19 protein-coding genes are annotated in these 22502 nt (G+C 70.9%); 9 read left to right on the forward strand and 10 right to left on the reverse strand.

Annotated features, from left to right (window positions below):
* Both OHT51_RS03100 and OHT51_RS03105 read right to left on the reverse strand, forming a co-directional pair.
* Positions 1-1287 carry an ABC transporter substrate-binding protein gene (locus OHT51_RS03100; protein WP_328877312.1) on the reverse strand — a complete coding sequence of 429 codons (1287 nt, stop codon included), beginning with the start codon at positions 1285-1287 and terminating at the stop codon, positions 1-3.
* 76 nt (positions 1288-1363) lie between these two features.
* Positions 1364-3472, reverse strand: a complete 2109-nt coding sequence (locus tag OHT51_RS03105; protein ID WP_328877313.1) for a glycoside hydrolase family 27 protein — start codon at positions 3470-3472, stop codon at positions 1364-1366.
* A gap of 285 nt (positions 3473-3757) precedes the next feature.
* On the opposite strand from OHT51_RS03105, the gene OHT51_RS03110 reads away from it, so the two are divergent.
* The 5 genes from OHT51_RS03110 to OHT51_RS03130 all read left to right on the forward strand — a co-directional run bounded on the left by OHT51_RS03110 (position 3758) and on the right by OHT51_RS03130 (position 11495).
* Complete coding sequence (locus OHT51_RS03110) at positions 3758-7846, forward strand: discoidin domain-containing protein (RefSeq protein WP_328877314.1); 4089 nt, start codon at positions 3758-3760, stop codon at positions 7844-7846.
* Positions 7847-7979: 133 nt separating this feature from the next.
* A complete protein-coding gene (gene mgrA / locus OHT51_RS03115) occupies positions 7980-9023 on the forward strand; it encodes an L-glyceraldehyde 3-phosphate reductase (RefSeq protein WP_328877315.1) in 1044 nt (347 codons plus the stop codon).
* Positions 9024-9175: 152 nt separating this feature from the next.
* A complete protein-coding gene (locus tag OHT51_RS03120; protein WP_328877316.1) occupies positions 9176-10336 on the forward strand; it encodes a S1 family peptidase in 1161 nt (386 codons plus the stop codon).
* Between the two features lie 99 nt (positions 10337-10435).
* Complete coding sequence (locus OHT51_RS03125) at positions 10436-10765, forward strand: antibiotic biosynthesis monooxygenase family protein (RefSeq protein WP_328877317.1); 330 nt, start codon at positions 10436-10438, stop codon at positions 10763-10765.
* A 91-nt stretch (positions 10766-10856) separates the two neighbouring features.
* Positions 10857-11495 (forward strand): NUDIX hydrolase, encoded by a 639-nt coding sequence (locus OHT51_RS03130; RefSeq protein WP_328877318.1) that lies wholly within the window; start codon positions 10857-10859, stop codon positions 11493-11495.
* Here the strand turns inward: OHT51_RS03130 and OHT51_RS03135 are convergent.
* Positions 11428-12228 carry a DUF817 domain-containing protein gene (locus OHT51_RS03135; RefSeq protein WP_328877319.1) on the reverse strand — a complete coding sequence of 267 codons (801 nt, stop codon included), beginning with the start codon at positions 12226-12228 and terminating at the stop codon, positions 11428-11430. The two genes, OHT51_RS03130 and OHT51_RS03135, sit on opposite strands and share 68 nt — an antisense overlap.
* On the opposite strand from OHT51_RS03135, the gene OHT51_RS03140 reads away from it, so the two are divergent.
* Both OHT51_RS03140 and OHT51_RS03145 read left to right on the forward strand, forming a co-directional pair.
* A complete protein-coding gene (locus OHT51_RS03140) occupies positions 12212-12637 on the forward strand; it encodes an SH3 domain-containing protein (RefSeq protein WP_328877320.1) in 426 nt (141 codons plus the stop codon). The two genes, OHT51_RS03135 and OHT51_RS03140, sit on opposite strands and share 17 nt — an antisense overlap.
* An 83-nt stretch (positions 12638-12720) precedes the next feature.
* Entirely contained in the window at positions 12721-13647 is a 927-nt protein-coding gene (locus tag OHT51_RS03145) for a GNAT family N-acetyltransferase (RefSeq protein WP_328877321.1), read from the forward strand.
* Here the strand turns inward: OHT51_RS03145 and OHT51_RS03150 are convergent.
* Together OHT51_RS03150 and OHT51_RS03155 are read right to left on the reverse strand one after the other, a co-directional pair.
* Positions 13640-14047 (reverse strand): hypothetical protein, encoded by a 408-nt coding sequence (locus OHT51_RS03150; RefSeq protein WP_328884224.1) that lies wholly within the window; start codon positions 14045-14047, stop codon positions 13640-13642. The two genes, OHT51_RS03145 and OHT51_RS03150, sit on opposite strands and share 8 nt — an antisense overlap.
* 58 nt (positions 14048-14105) lie before the next feature.
* Positions 14106-14279 carry a hypothetical protein gene (locus tag OHT51_RS03155; RefSeq protein ID WP_328877322.1) on the reverse strand — a complete coding sequence of 58 codons (174 nt, stop codon included), beginning with the start codon at positions 14277-14279 and terminating at the stop codon, positions 14106-14108.
* Positions 14280-14510: 231 nt separating this feature from the next.
* On the opposite strand from OHT51_RS03155, the gene OHT51_RS03160 reads away from it, so the two are divergent.
* On the forward strand, positions 14511-16325 hold the full coding sequence (locus OHT51_RS03160; RefSeq protein WP_328877323.1) for an ABC transporter ATP-binding protein: 1815 nt from the start codon (positions 14511-14513) through the stop codon (positions 16323-16325).
* Positions 16326-16346: 21 nt separating this feature from the next.
* On the opposite strand, the gene OHT51_RS03165 is transcribed toward OHT51_RS03160, so the two are convergent.
* The gene (locus OHT51_RS03165; protein WP_328877324.1) at positions 16347-17645 is read right to left on the reverse strand and encodes a hypothetical protein; all 1299 of its coding nucleotides are present in this window, start codon (positions 17643-17645) and stop codon (positions 16347-16349) included.
* 413 nt (positions 17646-18058) lie between these two features.
* Between OHT51_RS03165 and OHT51_RS03170 the strand changes: the two genes are divergently transcribed.
* Positions 18059-18598 (forward strand): MarR family winged helix-turn-helix transcriptional regulator, encoded by a 540-nt coding sequence (locus OHT51_RS03170; protein ID WP_328877325.1) that lies wholly within the window; start codon positions 18059-18061, stop codon positions 18596-18598.
* A 36-nt stretch (positions 18599-18634) separates the two neighbouring features.
* Here OHT51_RS03170 and OHT51_RS03175 read toward each other — a convergent pair whose 3' ends face one another.
* The 4 genes from OHT51_RS03175 to OHT51_RS03190 are packed head-to-tail and all read right to left on the reverse strand — an operon-like array spanning position 18635 to position 22496.
* Positions 18635-19657 (reverse strand): aromatic ring-hydroxylating dioxygenase subunit alpha, encoded by a 1023-nt coding sequence (locus OHT51_RS03175; RefSeq protein WP_328877326.1) that lies wholly within the window; start codon positions 19655-19657, stop codon positions 18635-18637.
* A gap of 1 nt (position 19658) precedes the next feature.
* A complete protein-coding gene (locus tag OHT51_RS03180) occupies positions 19659-19892 on the reverse strand; it encodes a recombinase-like helix-turn-helix domain-containing protein (RefSeq protein WP_328877327.1) in 234 nt (77 codons plus the stop codon).
* A 17-nt stretch (positions 19893-19909) separates the two neighbouring features.
* Positions 19910-20857 (reverse strand): PDR/VanB family oxidoreductase, encoded by a 948-nt coding sequence (locus tag OHT51_RS03185; RefSeq protein WP_328877328.1) that lies wholly within the window; start codon positions 20855-20857, stop codon positions 19910-19912.
* 13 nt (positions 20858-20870) lie between these two features.
* Positions 20871-22496: a thiamine pyrophosphate-binding protein gene (locus OHT51_RS03190; protein ID WP_328877329.1), complete on the reverse strand. Its 1626-nt coding sequence runs from the start codon at positions 22494-22496 to the stop codon at positions 20871-20873.
* Positions 22497-22502: the final 6 nt, after the last annotated feature.

Below are 22502 nucleotides of genomic sequence, written 5' to 3' on the forward strand. Positions count from 1 at the left end.
TCAGGCGTTCCAGATCTTCTCGGCGTCGCGCTGCCAGTCGGTGAGGATGCTCCCGATCTCCTTGGGCTTGGCGAGGAACTTGGTCAGCGCGGTGTCGGCGGTGGGCTGGAGGGCGTCGCTGGAGTCGCGGTTGAAGTACTGGGTGATCTCGGCGGCCTCCTCGATGTGCTTACGGCCCTTCTTCACCAGCGCGGTGCCGGCGTCGGCGGCGTCGGGGTGGCAGGGCAGCGCGGTGCCGGACGAACCCTTGACGTAGATCTCCTGCGCCTCGGCCGTGGCGAGGTAGCCCAGCAGGTCGAGCACCCCGTCGCGGCGTCCGGTGCGCGCGCTGGCGAAGTAGCCGTCGGTGGGGGCCTCTTCGGCGAGCGGGACCTTCGCGTCGATGACCGGGAAGCGGAAGAAGTCGATGTCGTCGAGGGCGTCCTTGGGTGCCGCGTCGGCGAAGAAGGTGCCGATCAGCATCATTCCGCTGCGGCCGTTCAGCAGCGCGGTCGTGGCGTCCTGGAAGGCGCCGGCCGTGCCGTTCGGGTCGAAGTACGGCAGCACTTCCTGCCAGCGGTCGAAGACCTTGCGCACCTCGGGGTCGTCGAACCGGTGCTGTCCGGCGAGCAGTTGGCGGTGGTACTCGGCGCCGTTGATGCGGATGTCGAGGTAGTCGAACCAGGCGGAGGCCACCCAGGCGGTGTTGCCGCCGGCGCCCAGCCCGATCGGGGCGACGCCCTTGCTCTTGAGCTTGTCGCACAGGTCTAGGAAGTCGTCCCAGGTCTTCGGCTCGCGCACGCCCCACTTGGCGAAGTTGGACTTCCGGTAGAACATGCCCCACCAGTAGTAGGTGGTGGGCACGAAGACCTTCTTGCCGGAGCCGGCGGTGCACAGTGAGTTCAGTGCCTTGGAGTAGCGCCCCAGGTCAGGTGAGTCCCAGAGCTCGCCCAGGTCGAGCAGCAGGTCCTTCTTCGCGTAGGCGTCCGCCACCGAGCCCGGGTACCAGGTGTACACGTCCGGCGGGTTGGCGGAGGTCAGGTACGTCGGCAGCTGGGTACGGAACGTCTCCGCGGCGACCGTGTTGAGGCTGACACTCCCGGCGTCCTTCTTGCCGTAGGCGGCGACGATGTCCTCCATCGCCGCCTTGGCCTGCGGCGCCGACAGGTTGGACTGGAGGGTGACCGCGCCCGTGGACGAGGACTTCGAGGAGGAGGTGGACGTGACACAGCCGCTGAGCAGCGAGGCCGTCCCGGCGGCGCCGAGTCCGGCGAGGAAGCGCCGTCGGCTGGGCTGAGGGTTGGTCATGGAGGGCTCCCTGTGGGTCCGCGCGGCGGATCCAGGTTCGCGTGGCGCTTCCACCACGTCAAGATTAATTACTAATTTATTTGAACCGGGTCCGGTGGACGTATCCGTCGACCCCGCGGAACACGGCGTCGACCGCGCCGCCCTCCCCCGCGACCGCTCCGAGCGAGCCCTCGAAGGCGGCACTGGGGAACTCCTCCTGCTTCGACCAGCCCTGCCAGGCCGCACCGTCGTAGCGCCGCTGCCAGAGCGTGTAGTCACCGGCCCGCGCGTACAGCACAACTGCGTCCCCCACGGCGACAAGGGTGGGGCTGCCGCTCACGGTTCCGCCGAGCGAGGTCCACTGCGACCACTCCCCCGAGGCGTCCCGCGTCCGCGTCCACACGTCGTCCGCCGAGGTCCGCACGACGACATGGACCCGCCCTTGCGCGTCGACGACCGCGGACGGCCTGCCGTACGTCGGCCGGTCACCCGGCGCGCCCAGCAACGACCAGCTCGAAGACGGCCCGCGCTGCACGATCCGCCCGTCCGCACCGCGCGCGACGAGGGTCCAGTGCGTGGGGTCGGTGAACGCCACCGACGGCGCGTCGGTCACCCGTCCGCCCAGGCTCTGCCAGCCACCCCAGCGTCCGTCGGCGAACACCCGCCGGTACACACGGGAGTCGGCGCCGCGCACGAAGACGTCGATACGGCCGCCGACGGACGCGTAGGCGGCGGGCTGGCCGAGGATCCCGCCCCTGGCCGGGCCTTCGAGGTCCCTGGTACGCGGCGTTCCGCTGCCGTTCGTCGACGCCGAGTGCTGCACGAGGTTTCCGCGGGGTCCGCGGAAGAAGGTGCTGAGCGTGTCGCCGGCGCGCACCACGGCCGGGCTCGCGGTGGCCTTCTCCCCCAGGCCGGTGCCGGGCAGAGTGTCCGCGCCGGTCAGCTTCAGGAACGCGGTGCCGTGGGCGGGGACCTCGACGGTGTACGACCCGGTGTGCGTGCCACGATCGGCACGCGCCCGCAGGTCGCGCACCTTGACCGCACCGCCCAGCGCCGCGTCGGCGAAGTTCACGGTGCGCTCGACCGGTTGGTCGGAGCGGTTGAGGAGGACGACCGCGCGGCGGCCCTGCCCCGAGAGGACCTTGCTGTAGACGTCGCCCACGGAGTCGGTGGCGACACGGACGCCCTGGACGGCGAGCGGGTCCTGGTTGACGGCGATGATCTCGGGGTTGCGCAGGGTCCTGATCATCGACTCGGACAGGGTGCGCGGGTCGGAGCCGAGCACGAGCGGCGAGGCCATCTCGGCCCACATCACGAACTGGGTGGTGGACTCCTCCTGCGTCAGCTCGTACGACCCGTCGGTCATGCGGCGCATCGGGATGAGGTAGTCGGGGTCGTTGTAGTGACCGGGCCCCTGAGCCTCGGGGTGCCAGGCGTTGGCGTCCATGTTGCGCAGCACGTTGGGCCACTGGCCGGGGCTCGGGGTACCCCACGCGATGTCCGTTCCGGTGCGCCAGGAGTCCGCGACGGTCGGGGCGTAGGCGTAGGTGTTGTGCGCGTCCTGCTCGGGTGTGTGCGGCAGGCCCCAGTCGTCGGTGAGCGGGTTGCACAGGTTGAGCAGCATCCTGCGGCCGGACTTGGCGACGGCGTCGCTGAACTCCTTGAACGCGGGCCCGGGATCGAGCTTCGCCCCGATGCCGCACAGGAAGTCGACCTTGATCGCGTCGACCTTCCAGTCGGCGAACTGCCGTGCGTCCTGGTCGTAGTGGCCGCGGCTGCCGAGCCCGCAGGTCTTGCCGCCGTCGTAAGTGCCGGCGTCGGTGTAGATGCCGGCTTTCAGTCCGCGCCGGTGGAGGTAGGAGACCAGGGCCGGGATGCCGGACGGGAAGCGGTCGGGGTGGGCCGTCAACCGCCCCTGCGCGTCACGGGGGTTGTCGGCCTGCCAGCCGCCGTCCAGCCACACGATGTCGTAGCCGCTGTCGCGCAGCCCGCTGCTGACGAGCTTGTCGGCGACCGCCCTGACCTCCTTCTCGGTGGGGGCGCCGAGCCCGTAGTAGGTGTTCCAGCCCATGTACGGCGTGGGGGCGAGTCCGCTGTCGTAGTAGGCGGGCGCGCCCTGGTCCACGGCGGTGTGCGCGGTGGCGGTGGGGGTCGCGGACGCGGTCAGGACCACGGAGATCGCGGTCGCGAGGGTGAGTGAAGTCACGTGCCTCTCCAGGAGGTTGGGAAGCAGGAGGAGGTGTGACGCGGGCCGCGCAGGGGGCCGGGGCCGTCGGCGTCACGGCGATGACTGTGGCGCGCGGCCGGAACCCTGTCAATATTAATTACTAATTTAAAGAAACACGGATTCGGCCGTGCTGGAAGTCTTGACGGGCTCACGCCCGCGGTGCAGGGTTTGGCAACGTTGTCAGCCACCGCTCGACAACGTTGTCACAGCCCTGCTTACAGGTCGCCTCGTTCACCGGACATCCCTGATCGGAGCCCTTGTCCCATGCCGGATCAGCCTTCTGTGCCGTCCCGCCGTGCCGTACTCACCGCCGGGTCCACCCTCCTCGCGGGCTTCGGGATCGGCATGAGCCTGCCGCCCGGCGCCGCCGCGGCCGGAACCGGCCACCCGCGCCTGGCTCGCGCCCGAGGCGAACTCGCCGCGTACCGACCGGTGTCGGTCTCCTCCACCGACTATGCCCCCACGCCGGCCGAGTTCGCGGTGGACGGCCTCGACGGCGTGGGGGTGCGCGGGACGGGCTGGCGTGCCGCAGGCGGTGACCCGCAGTGGATCTGCGTCGATCTCCAGGCGCTGTGCGAGGTGGAGTCGATGCGGCTCACCTTCGAGGCGACGGTGGACGATCCGCCCTACGTCGACGCGCCCGGGGGCAATCCGCGGGACAACACCACCGGACAGGAGATCCTGTCCAGCTGCGCGGTCGGCTTCGTGATCGAGACCTCGCGCGACCGCGAGTCGTGGACGTCCGTGTACCGCACCGAGTCCGGCCGGGGCGGCGTCGTGGAGATCGCGCTGCCCCGGCCGGTCAGCGCGCGGTGGGTGCGCATGACCGTCCACAAGCGCTCCAACGCCAGCCCTCTGGGCCTCAACGGCCTCCAGGTGTACGGCACGTGCGGCGAGCGCCGCCCGGACGCCACCGGCTGGACGGACTGGGGCGTCCGGCACCGCACGCCTGAGGCGCTGAAGGTCGCCGCGGACGGCACCGTACCGCTGGAGTCCGGCTGGGACCTGACGATGGACGACTGGGCCGGCGGGGAGGGCACCGACCTGTCGGAGCCGTCGGTGGACACCAGCCGCTGGCTGCCGGCCACCGTGCCCGGCACCGTGCTGTCCTCCCTGGTGGACCAGGGGCATCTGCCCGACCCGGTCGCCGGCTTCAACAACCTCCACGTACCGGAGGCTCTCTCCCGGCACGCCTGGTGGTACAGACGTGAGTTCCGCCTGCCCAAGGGACTGCGCACCGGCATCGGGCGCCGCGTCTGGCTGGAGTTCGACGGCGTCAACCACGAGGCCGAGGTGTGGCTCGACGGCAGCCGGCTCGGCACCGTCGTGTTCCCCTTCGCGCGCGCCGCCTTTGACGTCACGAAGTTCCTGACCGGCGGCGGTGATCACGCCCTGGCCGTGCGGATCAAGCCCATGCCGTACCCGGGCAGCCCCGGCGACAAGGGTCCGGCCGGTCTGGCGTTCGTGGACGCCGGGGCGAACATGATGAACCGCAACTCGCCGACGTATCTGGCCGCTTCGGGCTGGGACTGGATGCCGGCGGTGCGCGACCGGGCCGCCGGGATCTGGAACCACGTCCGGCTCCGCTCGACGGGAGCGGCCGTCATCGGCGACCCGCGCGTGGACACCCGGCTGCCCGACCTGCCCGACACCGGCACGGCCGAGCTGACCGTGGTGGTCCCGGTGCGCAACGCGGCCTCCGCCGCCCGGAGCGTCACCGTCTCCGCCGCCTTCGACGACGTACGGCTGACCCGGACGGTCACGGTTCCCGCGGGCGAGACGGCCGACGTCGCCTTCAGCCCGGCCGATCACCCGCAACTGCGCATCCGCAAGCCGAAGTTGTGGTGGCCCAACGGCTACGGTGAGCCCGCCCTGCACCGCCTGACCCTCACCGCCTCGGTCGCGGGCGAGGTCAGTGACCGGCGCACGACCCGGTTCGGCATCCGCCAGTTCGGCTACGAGTACGACGTCCCGCTCACCTTCCAGTCCGGCGGCGACGCCTACGCACAGACCGTCGAGTTCGCCCGGCAGAAGGCACGTCACGTGCGGATCCTGTGCCACACCCGGGCCACCGAGTGGGGCGCGTCGATGTGGAACCTGTCGGTCGTGGACAGCACGTCGCCCGGCACCGACCTGGCCCTGCACAAGCCTGCCACGTCGTCGTCCGTGGACGACCCTGCCCATCGGCCCGGGAACGTGACGGACGGCGATCCGAAGACGCGCTGGTCGTCCGAGTTCGAGGACGAGCAGTGGATCGAGGTGGACCTCGGCGCCGCCGTGTCCTTCGACCGCGTGGTCGTCACATGGGAGCAGGCGTACGCGAAGACGTACACCGTCCAGGTCTCCGACGACGGCACCGACTGGCGGGAGGCCTCGGCCGTCGACAACACCGCTGCTCCGCTCCCCTTCCGCACCGCGGGCGCGGCGGCCCTTCAGAACGTGGAATTCGAGGCGCGGACCGCGCGCCACGTCCGGGTGCTGTGCCACAGCCGGGCGACGAGCTGGGGCGCGTCGATGTGGAACCTGTCGGTCGTGAACAGCTCCTCCCCCGGCACCGACCTGGCGCTGCGCAAGGCGGCCACCGCGTCCTCGGAGGAGGGCGTGGGGGGCAGAGCGGCCAACGCCGTGGACGGCGATCCGGGCACCCGCTGGTCCTCGGCGTACGAGGACGAGCAGTCGATCCAGGTCGACCTGGGCGAGCGGGTGACGTTCGACCGCGTGGTCATCCTGTGGGAGCAGGCGTACGCGAAGAAGTACACCGTCCAGGTGTCCGACGACGGCGAGGACTGGACGGACGTGAAGTCCGTCGACAACTCGACCGTGCCGCTCAAGATCAGCGTCAATGGGGTCCGGGTGTTCTGCCGGGGCGGCAACTGGGGCTGGGACGAGCTGCTGCGGCGGATGCCCGCCGAGCGGATGGACGCGGCCGTGCGGATGCACCGCGACATGAACTTCACCATGATCAGGAACTGGCTCGGGTCCAGCAACCGCGAGGAGTTCTACGCCAGTTGCGACGAGCACGGCCTGCTGGTCTGGAACGACTTCCCCAACGCCTGGGCCATGGACCCGCCCGACCACGAGGCCTTCCTGCGCGTGGCGCAGGACACCGTGCGCCGCTACCGCAGCCACCCCAGCATCGTCGTGTGGTGCGGCGCCAACGAGGGCAACCCTCCCGGCCCGGTCGACGACGGCATGCGCGCCGCGGTCAGCGCGGAGGCGCCCGATCTGCTGTACCAGAACAACTCGGCGGGCGGCATCGTCTCCGGCGGCGGCCCGTACGGCTGGGTCGAACCGCAGCGCTACTCCTCCGCGACCACCTACGGCAGCGGCAGCTTCGGCTTCCACACCGAGATCGGCATGCCGGTGCTGCCGACCGCGCAGACCATGCGCCGGCTCGTGGGCGTCGAGCCGGAGTGGCCCGTCAAGGGCGCCTGGTACTACCACGACTGGAGCACCCGCGGAAACCAGGCACCGCAGAACTACCGGGCTGCCATCGAGGCGAGACTCGGCGAGGCGAAGGACCTCGACGACTTCTGCCGCAAGGCGCAGTTCGTCAACTACGAGAACTTCCGGGCCATGTTCGAGGCGTGGAACGCCCGGCTGTGGGACGACGCGAGCGGGCTGATGCTGTGGATGTCCCATCCCGCCTGGTACAGCACGGTGTGGCAGACGTACGACTACGACTTCGACGTCAACGGTGCCTACTACGGGGTCCGCAAGGCGAGCGAGGCCGTGCATGCGCAGGCCGATCCGGTGAGCGGGGAGGTGATCGCGGTCAACCACACCCCCCGCCGTATCTCGGGTGCGACCCTCTCGGCGCGCCGCTACGACCTCTCCGGACGCCGGCTCGGCGCCGAGCAGCGCGCGACCGTGGACGTCGCCGCCTCGTCGACCGCGCCGGCGTTCACCGCGAGCCGTGCGGACGACCTGCCCGGCCTCCATCTGCTGCGGCTGCGCCTGGTGGACGCGCGCGGGGAGCTGCTGGCCGAGAACACCTACTGGCGGTACCGCGAGGCCGGCGACATGCGCGCCCTGAACCAGGTCGCGCGGACGAGGGTGTCGGTGGAGATCACCGACACGGACCACTCGGGCGACCGCCACGGCCTCACCGCCCGCATACGCAACCGCGGCACGACGGTCGCGGCGATGGTGCGGCTCTCCCTGCTCGACGCCGGGTCCGGGCACCGGGTCCTGCCCACGCTGTACGGCGACAACTACCTCTGGCTGCTCCCCGGCGAGTCCCGCACCGTCACGCTGTCCTGGCCGGCCGCTTCCCTCGCCTCGGGCAGGCCGGCCGTACGGCTGGAGGGCTACAACGTGCCGACGACGACCGTGGGCCGGGCCCGCGCGTGAGGCCGGAGCGCCATTCAGAAACGGCATCGCTGAATCCGATGAAAAGGATGCGTTGGACGTCAGAATCAGGCAGGAGCACAGTGAACACGTCCTCACCTGGACCGAACCACCCCGACCCTGCGGAGAACACTCGATGAACCACGTCGCGGATCCCGAGCGGTACAGCGGCACCATGCGATACCGGCGCACCGGACGCTCAGGACTCGACCTTCCCGTGCTGTCCCTGGGGTACTGGCACAACTTCGGTGACGACCGGCCCTTCGAGACCCAGCGCGAGATCGCCCTGCGCGCCTTCGACCTCGGCATCACCCACCACGACCTCGCCAACAACTACGGCCCGCCGTACGGCTCCGCCGAGATCAACTTCGGCCGGCTGATGAAGCAGGACCTCGCGCCGTACCGGGACGAGCTGGTGGTCTCCACCAAGGCCGGCTGGGACATGTGGCCCGGTCCGTACGGCCAGGGCGGCGGCTCTCGCAAGTACGTGCTCGCCTCGCTCGACCAGTCGCTGCGGCGGACGGGGCTGGAGTACGTCGACATCTTCTACTCCCACCGGCTCGACGCGAGCACGCCGCTGGAGGAGACGATGGGGGCGCTCGACACGGCCGTCCGTCAGGGCAAGGCCCTGTACGTCGGCATCTCCTCCTACGACGCCGAGCGTTCCCGGGAGGCGGCCGCCATCCTCCGGGAGCTGGGCACACCGCTGCTCATCCACCAGCCGTCGTACAGCATGCTCAACCGCTGGATCGAGAACGAGGGCCTGCTGGAGGCCGCCGGGCAGGAGGGCTTCGGCGTCATCGGCTTCACCGCGCTCGCGCAGGGGCTGCTGACCGGGCGCTACCTCGACGGCGTCCCCGCCGGCTCGCGTGCCACGCAGGGCAAGTCGTTCGACGAGACGTGGCTGTCGGAGGACATGCTGGGCAGGCTGCGTGCGCTGAACGACATCGCGGCGCGCCGCGGCCAGAGCCTCGCCCAGATGGCGCTCGCCTGGGCCCTGCGCGACCCGCGGGTGACCTCGCTGGTCATCGGCGCCTCGCGCACCGAGCAGCTGGAGCAGAACGTGGCCGCGCTGGAGAACCTCGACTTCAGCGACGAGGAACTGGCCGAGATCGACAAGTACGCCACCGACGGCGGCGTCGACCTGTGGCAGGACGCGCGGACCGGAAACCTCGGCTGAGGCATCCGGGCTGCCCGGCCCCCACTCGAACCCGGTCGCTGGTATGGACCTGATGTGCCGTCAGGGCTAAGCTCTGCCCGACCCTGAATGAGAGCGCTCTCAGATTGCGGTTGTTCCACCCCACCTTGTTGGAACGACGAAGGGCAACTCCCTTGAGACGCATCAGACTCACGTACGCCGGCCTCGCCGCGCTCCTGGTCCTCGGCAGCTGGACCGCGGGCGGAACCGCGCAGGCCACGGCGGACGACTCCCCCACGGTGGCGGATGCCGAACCGGCCTCCCCCGCACTGCTGCAGGCGATGCAGCGCGACCTCGGCCTGTCGAAGGAGCGGGCCGAGGCGCGTCTGGCCGCGGAACGCACCGCCATGGACGTCGCACCGAAGGCCCGCAAGGCCGCCGGGTCCGCCTACGGCGGCTCGTGGTTCGACGCGAAGAGCGAGCGGCTCACCGTGGCCGTCACGTCGGACGCCGCGCCCGCGACCCTGCGGGAGGTCCGCGCCACCGGCGTGACGGTGCGCACCGTCACGCACAGTGCGCGCGACCTCGACGCGGCCAAGGCACGCATCGACCGTCTCCCGGCGCCGTCCGGGGTGAGCAGTTGGCACGTCGATCCGGTGGCCAACACGGTCGTCGTGAAGGTCGTCCGCGACCAGCGGTCGGACAACGATGTCCGCGACTTCGTCTCCCGTGCCCGTGCGGCCGGACCCGTCACCGTGGACACGGTCGCGGCGGCCCCGCGCACCTTCGCGGCCGGAACGGTCGGCGGCGATCCCTACTACACCGGCAACGTCCGCTGCTCCATAGGCTTCTCGGTGCACGGCGGCTTCGTCACGGCCGGGCACTGCGGTGGACAGGGAGCGAGTGTCCGGGGCTGGGACGGCAGCCACATCGGAACGTTCCAGGGCTCCTCGTTCCCGGGCAACGACTACGCCTGGGTGAGCGTCGGCAGCGGCTGGTGGACCGTGCCGGTGGTCCTCGGCTGGGGTACGGTCCCGGACCGGCTCGTGAGCGGCTCGGCCGAGGCGCCCGTCGGCACGTCCATATGCCGCTCCGGCTCCACGACGCACTGGCACTGCGGAGCCGTGCTGGCCAAGAACGAGACGGTCAACTACAGCCAGGGCGCGGTGCACCAGATGACGAAGACCAGCGTCTGCGCCGAGGGCGGCGACTCCGGAGGCTCCTTCATCAGCGGTGACCAGGCCCAAGGGGTCACCTCGGGCGGCTGGGGCAACTGCTCCGGCGGCGGGGAGACCTGGTTCCAGCCGGTGAACGAGATACTCGGCCGGTACGGGCTGACCCTGCACACGGCCTGATGCACCGGACCTGATCCACCGGACCTGATTCGTGGCGCCACACCTGTGCAGCACGAGCCGCCGCGCCTCTGCCGGCGGCCGTGCGGCAGGATGAGGACCATGAGCGTAGTCAAGATCAACGTACTGACCGTGCCCGCCGAGCAGCGCGAGACGCTGGAGAAGCGCTTCGCCTCCCGTGCCCACGCCGTGGAGAACTCGGACGGGTTCGAGTGGTTCGAGCTCCTCCGGCCGGTCGAGGGCACCGACACCTACCTCGTGTACACGCGCTGGCGCGACGAGGAGTCCTTCCAGGCCTGGATGGAGGGCCCCATGAAGTCGGCCCACCAGGGCGGCGGCACGGAAGGCGCCGAGCGCCCGAAGCCGGCGGCCAGCGGGTCCACGCTGTGGTCCTTCGAGGTCGTGCAGCAGGCGGGGCCGAAGGGCGAGTGACAACGAGCGGCTGGCGGTAGGCGGCGGGGGCTGTGGCGAAGCCCCCGCCCGTGTTCGCCTCCGGTCGCGCGCACGATGCGAGAATGCAGCGATGGTGTCCTCACCCGGCGTCCCTGCTTCCTCCGACAGCCGTCTTCGGGCCCGGCTGATCGGCCTGGTCAACGGCATCGCCCCGTGGGACGATCTTGAGCGGGCCCACCTGCGCCTGGCCGGTGCGTGGCTCTCCAGCGGCGCACCCGTCCACCGGACGCGCAAGCCCGACGTCCCGGAGACGCACCTTGTGAGCTACTTCGTCGTGCTGGATGCCGAGCGCGGCGAACTGCTGCTGGTCGCGCACCGCAAAGCCGGCCTGTGGCTGCCCCCAGGCGGGCACGTCGAGCCGGGTGAGGACCCGTGGGCGGCGGTTGAACGCGAGTGCCGGGAGGAGTTGGGTATCCCGGCGGTCGCCTCGGACATCACGGGTGAGCACCCCCTCTTCCTCACCGTCACCCGAACCCGCGGTCAGGGGGAACACACCGACGTCTCGCTCTGGTACGTCATCACCGCGGACGCGCGAACCCTCACCTCCTACGACGAGGAGGAGTTCACGGCGATCCGGTGGCTGACTCACGAGCAGGTGCTCGCCGAGTCGCTCGACTCGATGGACCCCCACATGCATCGCTTCACTCGCAAGCTGATGCAGGCCGACGGTGCGACCGGGTCACCGCCGCGAGGACGAACGTCACACTGATCAGCAGGGCCCAGGCGCCGAACTTCTCCACTCCCACGGGCTGCCAGCCGTCGAGTTGGTAGGGGTAGCGCCACGCGCCCAGGTAGGTGGCGAGGTTCTCCGCGACCCACAGGAAGAAGCCGATCAGGACGAAGGACAGCGCCAGGGGCATCCGGCGGCGGGTGGTGCGCACCGTGTAGCGGACCGAGGTGCCCGCGGTGACGGCCAGGAGCAGGGCGGCGAGGAGCCAGCGGGCGTCGGGGAGCCAGTGGTGGCTGAAGAAGTTGACGTAGATGGCCGCGGCGACCACGGCCGTCGCCCGCGGGCGGTACCGGACCAGCTCCAGGTCGAACAGGTGCCAGGCGCGGCAGACATAGCTGCCGACCGCGGCGTACAGGAAACCTCCGTACAGCGGGACGCCCGCGAATTTCAGTACGGCGGGCTCCGGGTAGCTCCACGAGCCGAGGGACACCTTCACCAGCTCGAAGGCCAGGCCGATGACGTGGCAGACGGCGATGACGGCGACGTCCCGCCCGTTCTCCCAGCCGCGCAGCCAGAACAGCAGCGTCAGCAGCACGCCGTAGACGACGAGCAGGTCGTATCGGGCCACGGGAAGGCCGGGCAGCAGGGCGGAGGCGGCCACGCCGGACATCAGGGCGATGGCGAAGGCGCAGGACCGTGTCTGTATCCAGGCGAAATCGAGCAGCTGGCGCAAGGATGCCGTCAGGGTGCCGGCGATGCTTGTGGTGACCATGATCCCGAAGACGGGTTCCGGGCCCTCTCGGTTGCCGCCGGCCCCGACCGTCCGCGGTACCGCCCTCGTCGGCGCCCGTGCGCTGGCTCTGCTCGGGCCGCTCACCGCCGCGACCGCCGTGGCGGCATCCGACGCGGACGCAGGCGGGGCCCGCATCATGGCCGCGCCCTACGCCGTCGTACCGTACGAGACCGTCAACGTCCGCTCCGGACCTGCGCGTTCGTACGACAAGGTCGGCAGTGTCGCGGCGAACCAGCCGCGCGGCGCGTACTGCTGGGTGCGCGGCGAGACCATCCGCGACAACGGCTACACCAACAACGTGTGGGTCAAGCTCGTCGAGGGCTACGTGAGCGCGGTCTACCTCAAGGGCAACGAGTACGGGGACCTGCCCGCAACCGCGACCTGCTGATCGGCCTCGGGTCAGTGGAGGGGAGGGCGGGCGGTCACCGAAAATCCGTTGCGGCCGGCCTCCCCTCCCCCGACCCTTGGCCCATGCCCTATGCCCTTCGGCCGGCCGGCCTCACCGACGCGGCCGCCATCACCGAACTGCTCAACGAAGTCGACCGCATCGAGATAGGCAGGCCCGAGACCGACCTGCACACCGTCGTGGCCGACCTGAAGCGGCCCGACGTGGTTCTGGAAAGCGACTCTTGGCTGGCCTTCGACGGCGACCGGCTGGTCGCGTACGGCCTGCTGTGGGACGAATCGGCCAGTGAGCGCGTCGACGTCGACCACTATGTGCTGCCCGACCACCAGCAGGCCGGCGAACTCATCCTGGACCCGCTGGAGGCGCGTGCCCTGGAGAAGGCCCGTGCGAACGGAGCGGCGAGGGCGGTGGTGCATCTGCACCTCAACACCGAGCCCACGCTCGACACGGAACTGATCGAGCGACGGGGCTGGTGCGTCGTACGGCGCTATCACGTGCTGCAACGGCCCGTTGACGCCGCCGTGGACCTCGTACCGGAACTCCCGACCGGCATACGGCTGCGGGCGTGCGCCGAGGAGGCGGACCGTGCCCGCGTCCACGCGCTGTACCAGTCGAGCTTCGCCGAGCACTTCGACTTCCAGCCGCGCAGCTACGACCAGTGGCTGCACGACGTCGACGCCGAGGGGCTCGACTGGTCGCTGGTGTGGATCGCCGGTACGGAGGATCTGGGGGACGTCGGCTTCCTGCTCGCGCGCGACGACCGTGAGGCGATGGGCTGGATCCGGAGCATCGGCGTGCTGAGCGAGGCACGCGGCTCCGGTCTCGGCGGTCTGCTGCTGCGGCACGCGTTCGCCGCGTTCGCGGCGCGAGGGCGGGACACGGTGGGGCTGGGCGTGGACACCGCCAACCCCACGGGGGCGCCCGCGCTGTACGCCCGGCACGGCATGGCCGTGCACTACGCCGTCGACACCTGGGAGACGGTGCTCAGCTGACCCCGACCTCGACCTGGCCGGAGCCCGCCGCGCGCCGGCTCTCCAGGCGCAGGGCCGCGCCCGTGGCCACCGCGCCGATCCCCTCCCACAGGCCCACGCCCAGGAAACCGGCGGGGGCGCGGCCGCTGATCACCGCCAGCGTGAAGACCGTGCAGGTCAGCAGGCGGAAGGGGACCGTCCAGCGGAAGAACGCCTTCCAGTCGGAGAGCGCGGCCAGCACGTAGTAGACGCCCATGTTGAGCGCCGCCATGGAGGAAGCGGTCAGGAAGACCAGCGTGTGGTCCCCTTCCGCGCGCCGAGAGCCCGCCTCAGGGGCGAAGCCCATGACGGTGAGCAGGGCGTCCGGGGCGACGAGCCCCACCGCGCCCATGACGGCGGCGAGGACGCCGAACACCGCCATGGTCCAGCCGGACGGGGAGCGGGGCAGGCGTCGCACGCGGTCCTCCATGGGTGACGGGTCAGCGGCCTCTCGCGCCCGGCTGGGCGCCGCTTCTACGGGTGTTGTTGTACAGGCGTAGCAGGTGTTTGGCGACCGCGCACGCAGCCGAGTCGGCGTAGCACTGCCGGCAGGTCTGCATGTGGTGTTCGTAGTCGGCACGTGCCTGTTGCAGGGCATCGGTCTGAGACGACATCGAGGTCCTCGGATTTGACGACGGAAGGGGGGCGGTGGCGGAGCGGGTGCCGCGGTGACTGCGAGGTCCACCTGAGGACAAAGTTGATCATGTTACTTGTGGTACGGGAAAGTCGTGATTCCCGTGCGACCGCATGCTCCGGCGCGGGTCACCGAGCGCTCCCTGTGAGCCCCTCACCGACCGGAAAACGCTTGGACTCCGCGGTCGCCGCCACGGGACACTCGGGACGAAATGGGAACTCCTGAATCGCACAAGGTTCAGCCGGGCAGGCGCTCGGTACTTCTGGCACTTCGTTACTACGGACGGGAGTTGGCCCGGCTCCGCCTGCTGACGGCTCCCGCGATGGCGCTGTCGGCGCTGGGCAACATCGGCATCAACTACGTCGCGCCACTGATCGTGGCCAAGCTCGTCGGCGACATCGCCGACGGCGGGGACGTCACGGTCGGTTCGACGCTGCCGTACGTCCTCGGCTTCGTCGGTGTGCTGCTGCTGGCCGAGGCGCTGTGGCGGGTCGCGCTGCACTGCCTGAACCGGCTGGACGCCCTCGGCATCGAGCATCTGTACGTGATCGGGATGGACGAGCTGTTCGCGAAGGACGCCGCGTTCTTCCACGACAACTTCGCCGGGTCGCTCACCAAGCGCGTGCTGAGCTTCGCCTCGCGTTTCGAGCAGTTCGTCGACACGCTGACGTTCCAGATCGTGGGCAGCTTCGTGCCGCTGGTGTTCGGCGCGGTGGTGCTGTGGCGCTACGAACCGCTGCTCGTCGTCGGGCTGCTGGCGATGATCGCGCTGACGGCGGGGTGTGTGGTGCCCCTCATCCGGCGCCGTCAGGCCCTCGTCGACCAGCGGGAGGAGGCGATCGCCCGGGTGTCGGGGCACGTGGCCGACAGCCTGATGAACATGGACACGGTGCGCGCGTTCGGCGCCGAGGAGCGCGAGGCGGCCGAGCACCGCTCCCGGGTCGCGGTGTCACGCCGGCTCACCCTGCGGGCGTGGGACTACGGCAATCTGCGCATCGACACGCTGGTCGCGCCGATGTCGGTGCTGACCAACGCGCTGGGGCTGCTGCTCGCGGTCACGCTGGCCGGGGGCGCGCACGGTGTGGAGGCGATCGTGGTGGCCTTCACCTACTACAACAACGCGACGCGGATCATGTTCGACTTCAATCAGATCTACCGTCGGCTGGAGAGCTCGATGACGGAGGCCGCGCAGTTCACCGAACTGCTGCTGACGCCGCCGACCGTGCTCGATCCGCCGTTGCCGGAGCCGCTGCTGCCCGCGCCCGCCGACGTCCGCTTCGAGAAGGTCACGTTCGCCCACTCCGGTGGCCGGCCCCTGTTCGAGGGCCTCGAACTGGCCGTGCCCGCCGGGGCGAAGATCGGCCTCGTGGGCCGCTCCGGCGGCGGCAAGACCACGCTGACACGGCTGCTGCTGCGCATGACGGACATCGACGGCGGCCGGATCCTGATCGGCGGTCAGGACATCAGCATGCTCCGCCAGGCGGACCTGCGCGGCCTGATGGCCTACGTGCCGCAGGACCCGGCGATGTTCCACCGCACGCTGCGGGACAACATCGCCTTCGCCCGGCCGGACGCCACGGACGCCGAGATCCGCCACGCGGCGGAGGCCGCGCACGTCACGGAGTTCGCCGACGCGCTGCCGTACGGCTTCGACACCATGGTGGGCGAGCGCGGCATCAAGCTGTCCGGGGGCCAGCGCCAGCGGGTCGCCCTCGCCCGGGCGATCCTGCGCGACGCGCCGATCCTGCTGCTCGACGAGGCCACCAGCGCCCTGGACTCCGAGAGCGAGATCCTCGTCCAGGAGGCACTGTGGCGGCTGATGGACGGGCGGACTGCGCTCGTGGTGGCGCACCGGCTGAGCACGGTCGCGGGCATGGACCGGCTCGTCGTCCTGGATCGCGGACAGATCGTCGAGCAGGGATCCCACGACGAACTGCTCACCCTGGACGGTGCCTACGCCAAGCTGTGGCAGCACCAGTCGGGAGGTTTCCTCGACGACTCTCCCGCGCGGGCCGAGCTGCCCTGAGCCCGGCCCGCGCGCGGGGTGCTATCCCCGTGCCGTACGGCGTCGGCGCACCAGCAGGAAGGCGCCCGCGCCGATGCCCACGGCTGCCGCAGCGGCGCCCGCGATGGGCAGGACCGAGCCGGAGCCGGTGCTGGCGAGGTCGCCGGAGACCCCGGCGTCGGTGGAACCGGTCGCCGACCCGCCGGTGGCGGAGGAGCCCCCGTCGCTGCCGGAGGAGCCTCCGTCGGTGCCGGATCCTTCCGTTGCGCCGGAACCGCCGGTGGAACCACTGCCCCCGGTGGACGAGGAGCCGCCGCCGGAGGACGAGCCACCACCGGTCGCTCCGGCGCCGGTCACGTCGAGCGTGATGGCAGCCTTGTCGTTGGCCTTGTCCGGGTCGAACGGCCGGGGCTCGTCCGGCAGGGTCACGGAACCCTTGGCTCCCGCGACGGCTTTGTCGATCCTCAGCTTGAAGGGGTAGGACGTGCTTTCGCCCTCGTCGAGCCAGACCTGACGGAAGCCGCACTCGTAGGTCCCGGAGGCGACCTTCGTGCAGCTGCCCTTCTTCGTCACCGTCGTGCCGGGGGGCATCTTGACCAGGACCTTGGTCGACGGGATGCCGCCCTTGTCCTCGTTCACCCAGGCAGGCCCGGCGTTGGTGAACCCGACCTTCAGATCCACCGTCTGTCCGACGCGTCCCTTCAGCCCGGCACCCGTCACCTGGAAGTCGGCGGTGTTCGCCGCGGTCACCGCGACCTGCTGCACGTTCGCGTCCTCGCCCACCGCGGAACCGGGTTCCGTGGTGGGGGCGTCGGGCTGCTCAGCCAGCTTCAGGGCGGGGCCGGTGCCCTGCACGGGACCCGAACTGGCCTCGTCCCCCGGAACGTTGTCGTAGTCGGTGACCACGACACTGAGCCTCTCGTAGAGCGCTCGGTCCAGGACATCGACCCGCAGACCACCCTGAGGTGCGTACACCACGCCGGGCTTCACCGTCTGGTCGAACGCGCAGAGCGCTGTGGCGCCGGTGGGGACCTCGTCGTAGCCCCAGGTCTGCCAGGAACGGCAGTTGGAGGGCACGTCCCCCACGCTCATCCCGTGGCTGACCGTGTACCGCACCCACACCTTGTCGAGGGCTTCGGAGCCCGTGTACGTGAAGCGGCCGGGCACCTTGAGCGTGCTGCCCGGCTTCACCCCTTCGTACGGGGTCATCTCCTCCAGCACCAGTCCGGGGGTGGGGTCTTCGGCGGCGGCGGGTGTGGCGCCCAGCGCTATCAGGGCGACGGCACCCATGGCGCCGGCGGTCTGGCGGAACACGCGGAGCCCGGGGGCGGTGTGGAGCATGAGGTCCTCTGATCGAACGACAGTGACGGTCGGGTGAACTGTGGGGGAACACCGGTCCTCCACAGGAGACGCCCGCCGCGGCCGAAGGGTTGTACGGGAGACTCGAATTCGATGAGCATGCTGAGCCTGCTGGTGTGCGCCCCGCCCGCCGGTGACCGCGAGACGCACCGGCGGGCGCGGCGGCGCCCGCGCGGTGGCCGGGCACACGCACCGTCGTGGTGGGAGATCGCCGACGACGCGGCCGCCCCCGTTCGGGCGAAGCCCCCGCCACATTCGGTGAACCCATGGGGGCGGTGGGCCTGCGGGCCTGACCGTGGATGTCGCTCCGTGTTGCTTCAGGGCTAAGATTTCTCCGGGGGTTGCGCGAGGCCACGGAGCCCGCGTTTCCCGACAGGATTCCGCGAAGGGACGACATGGCTCAGCGCAGGGCGAAGCGGCCGGATGCCGTGGCGCGGATCGTGGAGGACTGGGCGCGCGAGCGACCGGGACTGGACACCTCGCCGCTGGAGGTGCTCGCCCGGCTGCACCGTGCCTACCTGCAGTACCAGTCGCGGCTCACCGCGCAGATCGAGAAGCATGGGCTGTCGGTCGCCGGGTTCGACGTGCTCACGGCGCTGCGCCGGGCCGGCGCCCCCTACCGGCTCACCGCGGGCCAGCTCGCCGCGTCCGGTCTGATTTCCTCGGCGGGCGTGACGCTGCGTCTGGACCGGCTGGAGAACGACGGGCTCCTGGTGCGCGAGCGCGACGCGGTGGACCGGCGCGTGGTCTACTCGCGGCTCACCGACGCCGGGTTGAAGAAGGTTGACGAGGTGTTCACGGAGCACCTGGAGAACGAGCGGCGGATGCTCAGCGGGCTCACCCTCACCGAGCGCCGCCAACTCGCCCGGCTGCTGTCCGGGCTGGAACTCTCGATCGTCGAATCCGACACGGCGGGGGAAGGCGCGGCGGGCTGACGAGCGGGCCGCGCCCTCACCCGGGCGTCTCGAAGGCTACGACTGCGGCGCCGCCTTGGACTGCTGTGCCGCCTGGCCCTGGTAGAGGCGTCGCAGGCGGACCACGCCGAGGTCGTGCTGGTACAGGTTCTCGTACTGGTCGGCGTCGGCGGGCATGGCCTCCAGCATGACGCGGTCCTGTTCGAGGACCTGCCAGTGACGTTCCTCGATGAGCGTCTTGTAGAGGAACCGCCAGGTGTCGCGCTGCCAGTCGTCGACCCTGCGGTAGCGCCAGAAGAAGACTCCGGTGCGTTCGGCGTCCACCGGGCAGGCCATGCCGACGATGCCGAACGGGCCGCCAGGTCCCGCCGACGGCGGGTACGGGATGGACAGGTCCACCCAGTCGACGCCGGTCCGGCACAGCTCCACCCAGTCGAAGTTGACGCCCCGCTGGTCGGTCTTCTCGAAGAAGTAGCCGCGCTCGGTCTCCCGGATGCGGAACTTCGCCTGGGTGTCGCCGTCGTACATGGTGTGCGACTCGTGGTGCAGGAACGCGCCGTGCATCGGGTCGAGGAGGTTCTCCATCGCGTAGCGCCACGGCACGTCCCACTCGGCGTAGCACAGGAAGGCGGAGACGGCGGGGTCGGTGAGCGGCTCGGGGAGGGTCAGGTCCGCCGGCTCCGGGTGCTCGTCGTCGCCGAAGTAGGCGAGGATCGCACCGCCGACCTCGCGCACCGGCAGGGACGTGACGAGTGTCTTGCCCTCCAGGTTGCAGCCGGGCAGGCCGGGGACGGAGGTGACCGTGCCGGAGCCGTCGACCTCGACGCCGTGGTACCAGCACGCCACCCGGTCGCCCAGGTGCTTGCCGAGGGACAGCGGCGCTCCGCGGTGCGGGCAGCGGTCGGCGAGCATCGACAGCGTGCCGTCGGCCTTGCGGAACAGCAGCCAGTTCTCGCCGAGGGCGGTGAGCTTTCGCAGACCGCCGGGCGCGACGAAGTGGGAGGGGACGACCGGGTGCCACTGGTTGCGCAGGCCGTGGGCGTAGACGTGGTCCGCGGTGTCGGATACGGAAAGTGGCATCTCAGGCTCCCAGGCGGTGCATCTCGGTACGGAAGGTCTCCTCGGTCCAGGGCTCTCCGGACGGAGTGCGGACCTGGCGGGCGTTGAGCCCGCCGACGACGTCGGCCAGTTCGTGGCCGTCGTGGGTGAAGATCTCCTCAAGCGTCCGGGCGAGTTTCAGCTCGTAGGGGGTGGGCTCGTGGTCGCGGGTCTGGTGCGGGGTGAGGTAGGGCCACATGGTGGCTTCGGTGGTCATCAGGGTCTCCGTACGGGTCACAGGTCGAGGACGAGGCGGTCGGAGGCGCACCGGGAGACGCAGAGCATCATCGTCTTGCCGGTGGCGCGTTCGGTCTCGCTGAGCAGGAAGTCGCGGTGGTCGGGGGTGCCGGCCAGCACGCGGGTCTCGCAGGAGCCGCAGATGCCGTCGCGGCAGGAGGAGCTGACGTTCAGTCCCGCGTTCTCGGCGGCCTCCAGGATGGAGGTGGCGGCGTCGACGGTCAGGGTCACGCCCGAGGTGCGGCACTCGACCTCGAAGGCGGTGTCCTGGCCGGTGCGCTCGACGACGGGGGCGGCGAACCGCTCCACCCTCAACTGCCCCGCGGGGCACGCCCCTTCGGCGGCCTTGAGGAGGGGTTCCGGCCCGCAGCAGTAGACGAGCGCGTCGCCCGGCAGGTCCCGAAGGGCGGCCGCCAGGTCGGGGTGGCCCCGCTCGTCCTGCGGTACGAGGGTCACGTCGCCGGTGAGGGCGGACAGCTCGGCGCCGAAGGCCATCGAGGCGCGGGACCGGCCGCCGTGGACCAGGCGGTACGGGATGCCGACCCGTTCCGCCTGGCGGGCCATCGCCAGAATCGGCGTGATGCCGATGCCGCCGGCGAGGAACACGTACGAGGAGGCGGGCTCCAGCGCGAAGTGGTTGCGCGGGCCGACCGCGCGGACGCTCTGCCCGGGGCGGAGCTTTGTGTGCACGTGGCGCGAACCGCCGCGCGAGGAGGGCTCGTTGAGGACGCCGATGCGGTACGTCGTCGAGTCGGCCGGGTCGCCGCAGAGGCTGTACTGGCGGACGAGACCGCCGACGTGCAGGTCCAGATGGGCGCCCGGGGTCCAGGCAGGCAGTGGCTTGCCGTCCGGCCGGGTCAGTTCGACGGAGAGCACGCCGTCCGCCTCCCAGGTCATCCGGCGGACGAGGAGGTCGAGTGCGTGCTCGTCGGCAGTGGTGGTCATGACGGTGGCCTCCCTACGCGGTGGGGATCTTGACGGGCGGGGTGAACGGGTTCTTCATCGGGCCGAGCGCTGCAAGGTCGACCTCGACGAGGGTCGGGCCCTCGGCGGCGAGGGCCGCCTCAAGGGCCGGTGCGGCGTCCGCCGGGGCGGCGATGCGGGCGTACGGCAGGGCGCAGGCGGCGGCGAGGGGGCCGAAGTCGGGCGTGAACAGGTCCACGCCGGAACGGCGTTCGGCGTACTTGTCCTGCATGTTGCGCAGCACTCCGTACCCACCGTCGTTGAAGACGATCAGAGTCAGGCGGGGCCGTTCCTGTGCGACGGTGAGGAGTTCGCCGAAGTGCACGGCGAGGCCGCCGTCGCCTGCGATCACCACGGTCGGCTCGTCGGGGCGGGCGAGCGCGGCGCCGATGCCCATGCCGAGGCCCTGTCCGATGCCGCCGCCGCGCGGGAAGACGTTGGCGCGCGGGTCGTGGATCGGCAGGAGCCGGTTGCCCCAGGAGGACGACGGGATGGTGACGTCACGGGCGACCACCGTGCCGCGCGGCAGGGCGGCGGCGAGGGCGTCGCAGATCGCGGCCTGGGGTCCGATGCCCTCGTGCAGGGCGGCTCGGACCTCCTCGCGGACGGCGGTGACACGGGCCGTCCAGTCGGCGTCCGCGCGCACGGCGGCCCCGGTCAGGGCGGGCAGGACGGTGGCCGCGTCGCCGTGCAGGGCGTGGTGTGCCGGGTAGACCCGGCCGAGTGCGGCCGCGTCCACGTCTATCTGGATGTGGGCGTCGGGGAGCTTCAGGCCGTAGTCTGCGGTCTCGTTGGAGCGGAAGTGGGTGCCGACGGTGACGAGGGCGTCGGCGTCGGCCAGCAGTGCGCGGGCGGCCGCAGTGGTGGCGAAGTTGCCGATCACGAGGGGGTGGTCCTCGGGAACGGACCCACGCCCGGAGTTGGAGGTGAGCAGGCCGGCCCCGGTCGTCTCCAGCAGTGCGAGGAGTTCCGGTCGGGCACGGCACGCACCACCGCCGGCCCAGATCAGCGGGCGACGGGAGCCGCTCAACAGCTGCTGAGCGGCGGCGAGTTCGGCGGCATCCGTGGAGGGAGCCGAAGCACCGGGGACTGTCTCTTCGGCATCATCCTGTGCCGCGTACTGCAGATCGATCGGCCACTCCACGCTGGCGGGGCCGCCGGGCACCGAGAGTGCCGCCGACGCAGCCTCACGCAGGATGCGCCCCGCATCACGAGCGGACGTGACGGTGGCCGCGTACGCCGAGACCGCGCTCAGCATGCCGAGCTGGTCCTTGGTCTCGTGGATGAAGCCCCGCCCGCTGCCCAGGTACGCCGACTCGACCTGCCCGGTGACGTGCAGGACGGCCGTCCCGGACGCCAGTGCCTCGATCAGCGAACCGGCGGCGTTGCCCGCCCCCGTGCCGGTCGAGGTGAGGGCGCAGCCGATCGAGCCGCGCGCCCGTCCGTAGCCGTCGGCCGCGTTGACGGCGGTCGCCTCGTGCCGGACCGGCACGAAGCGCAGGTGCCGGTCGACGGCCTCCACGAGGGGCAGGTTGTGTACGGACACGACGCCGAAGACGGTGTCGATGCCGAGGGATTTAAGGTGGGCTACGAGGAGTTCGCCCCCGTTGTCGTACTGCATGGGAAG

This window comes from Streptomyces sp. NBC_00299 (genome assembly GCF_036173045.1).
GTDB classification, from domain to species: Bacteria; Actinomycetota; Actinomycetes; order Streptomycetales; family Streptomycetaceae; genus Streptomyces; species Streptomyces machairae.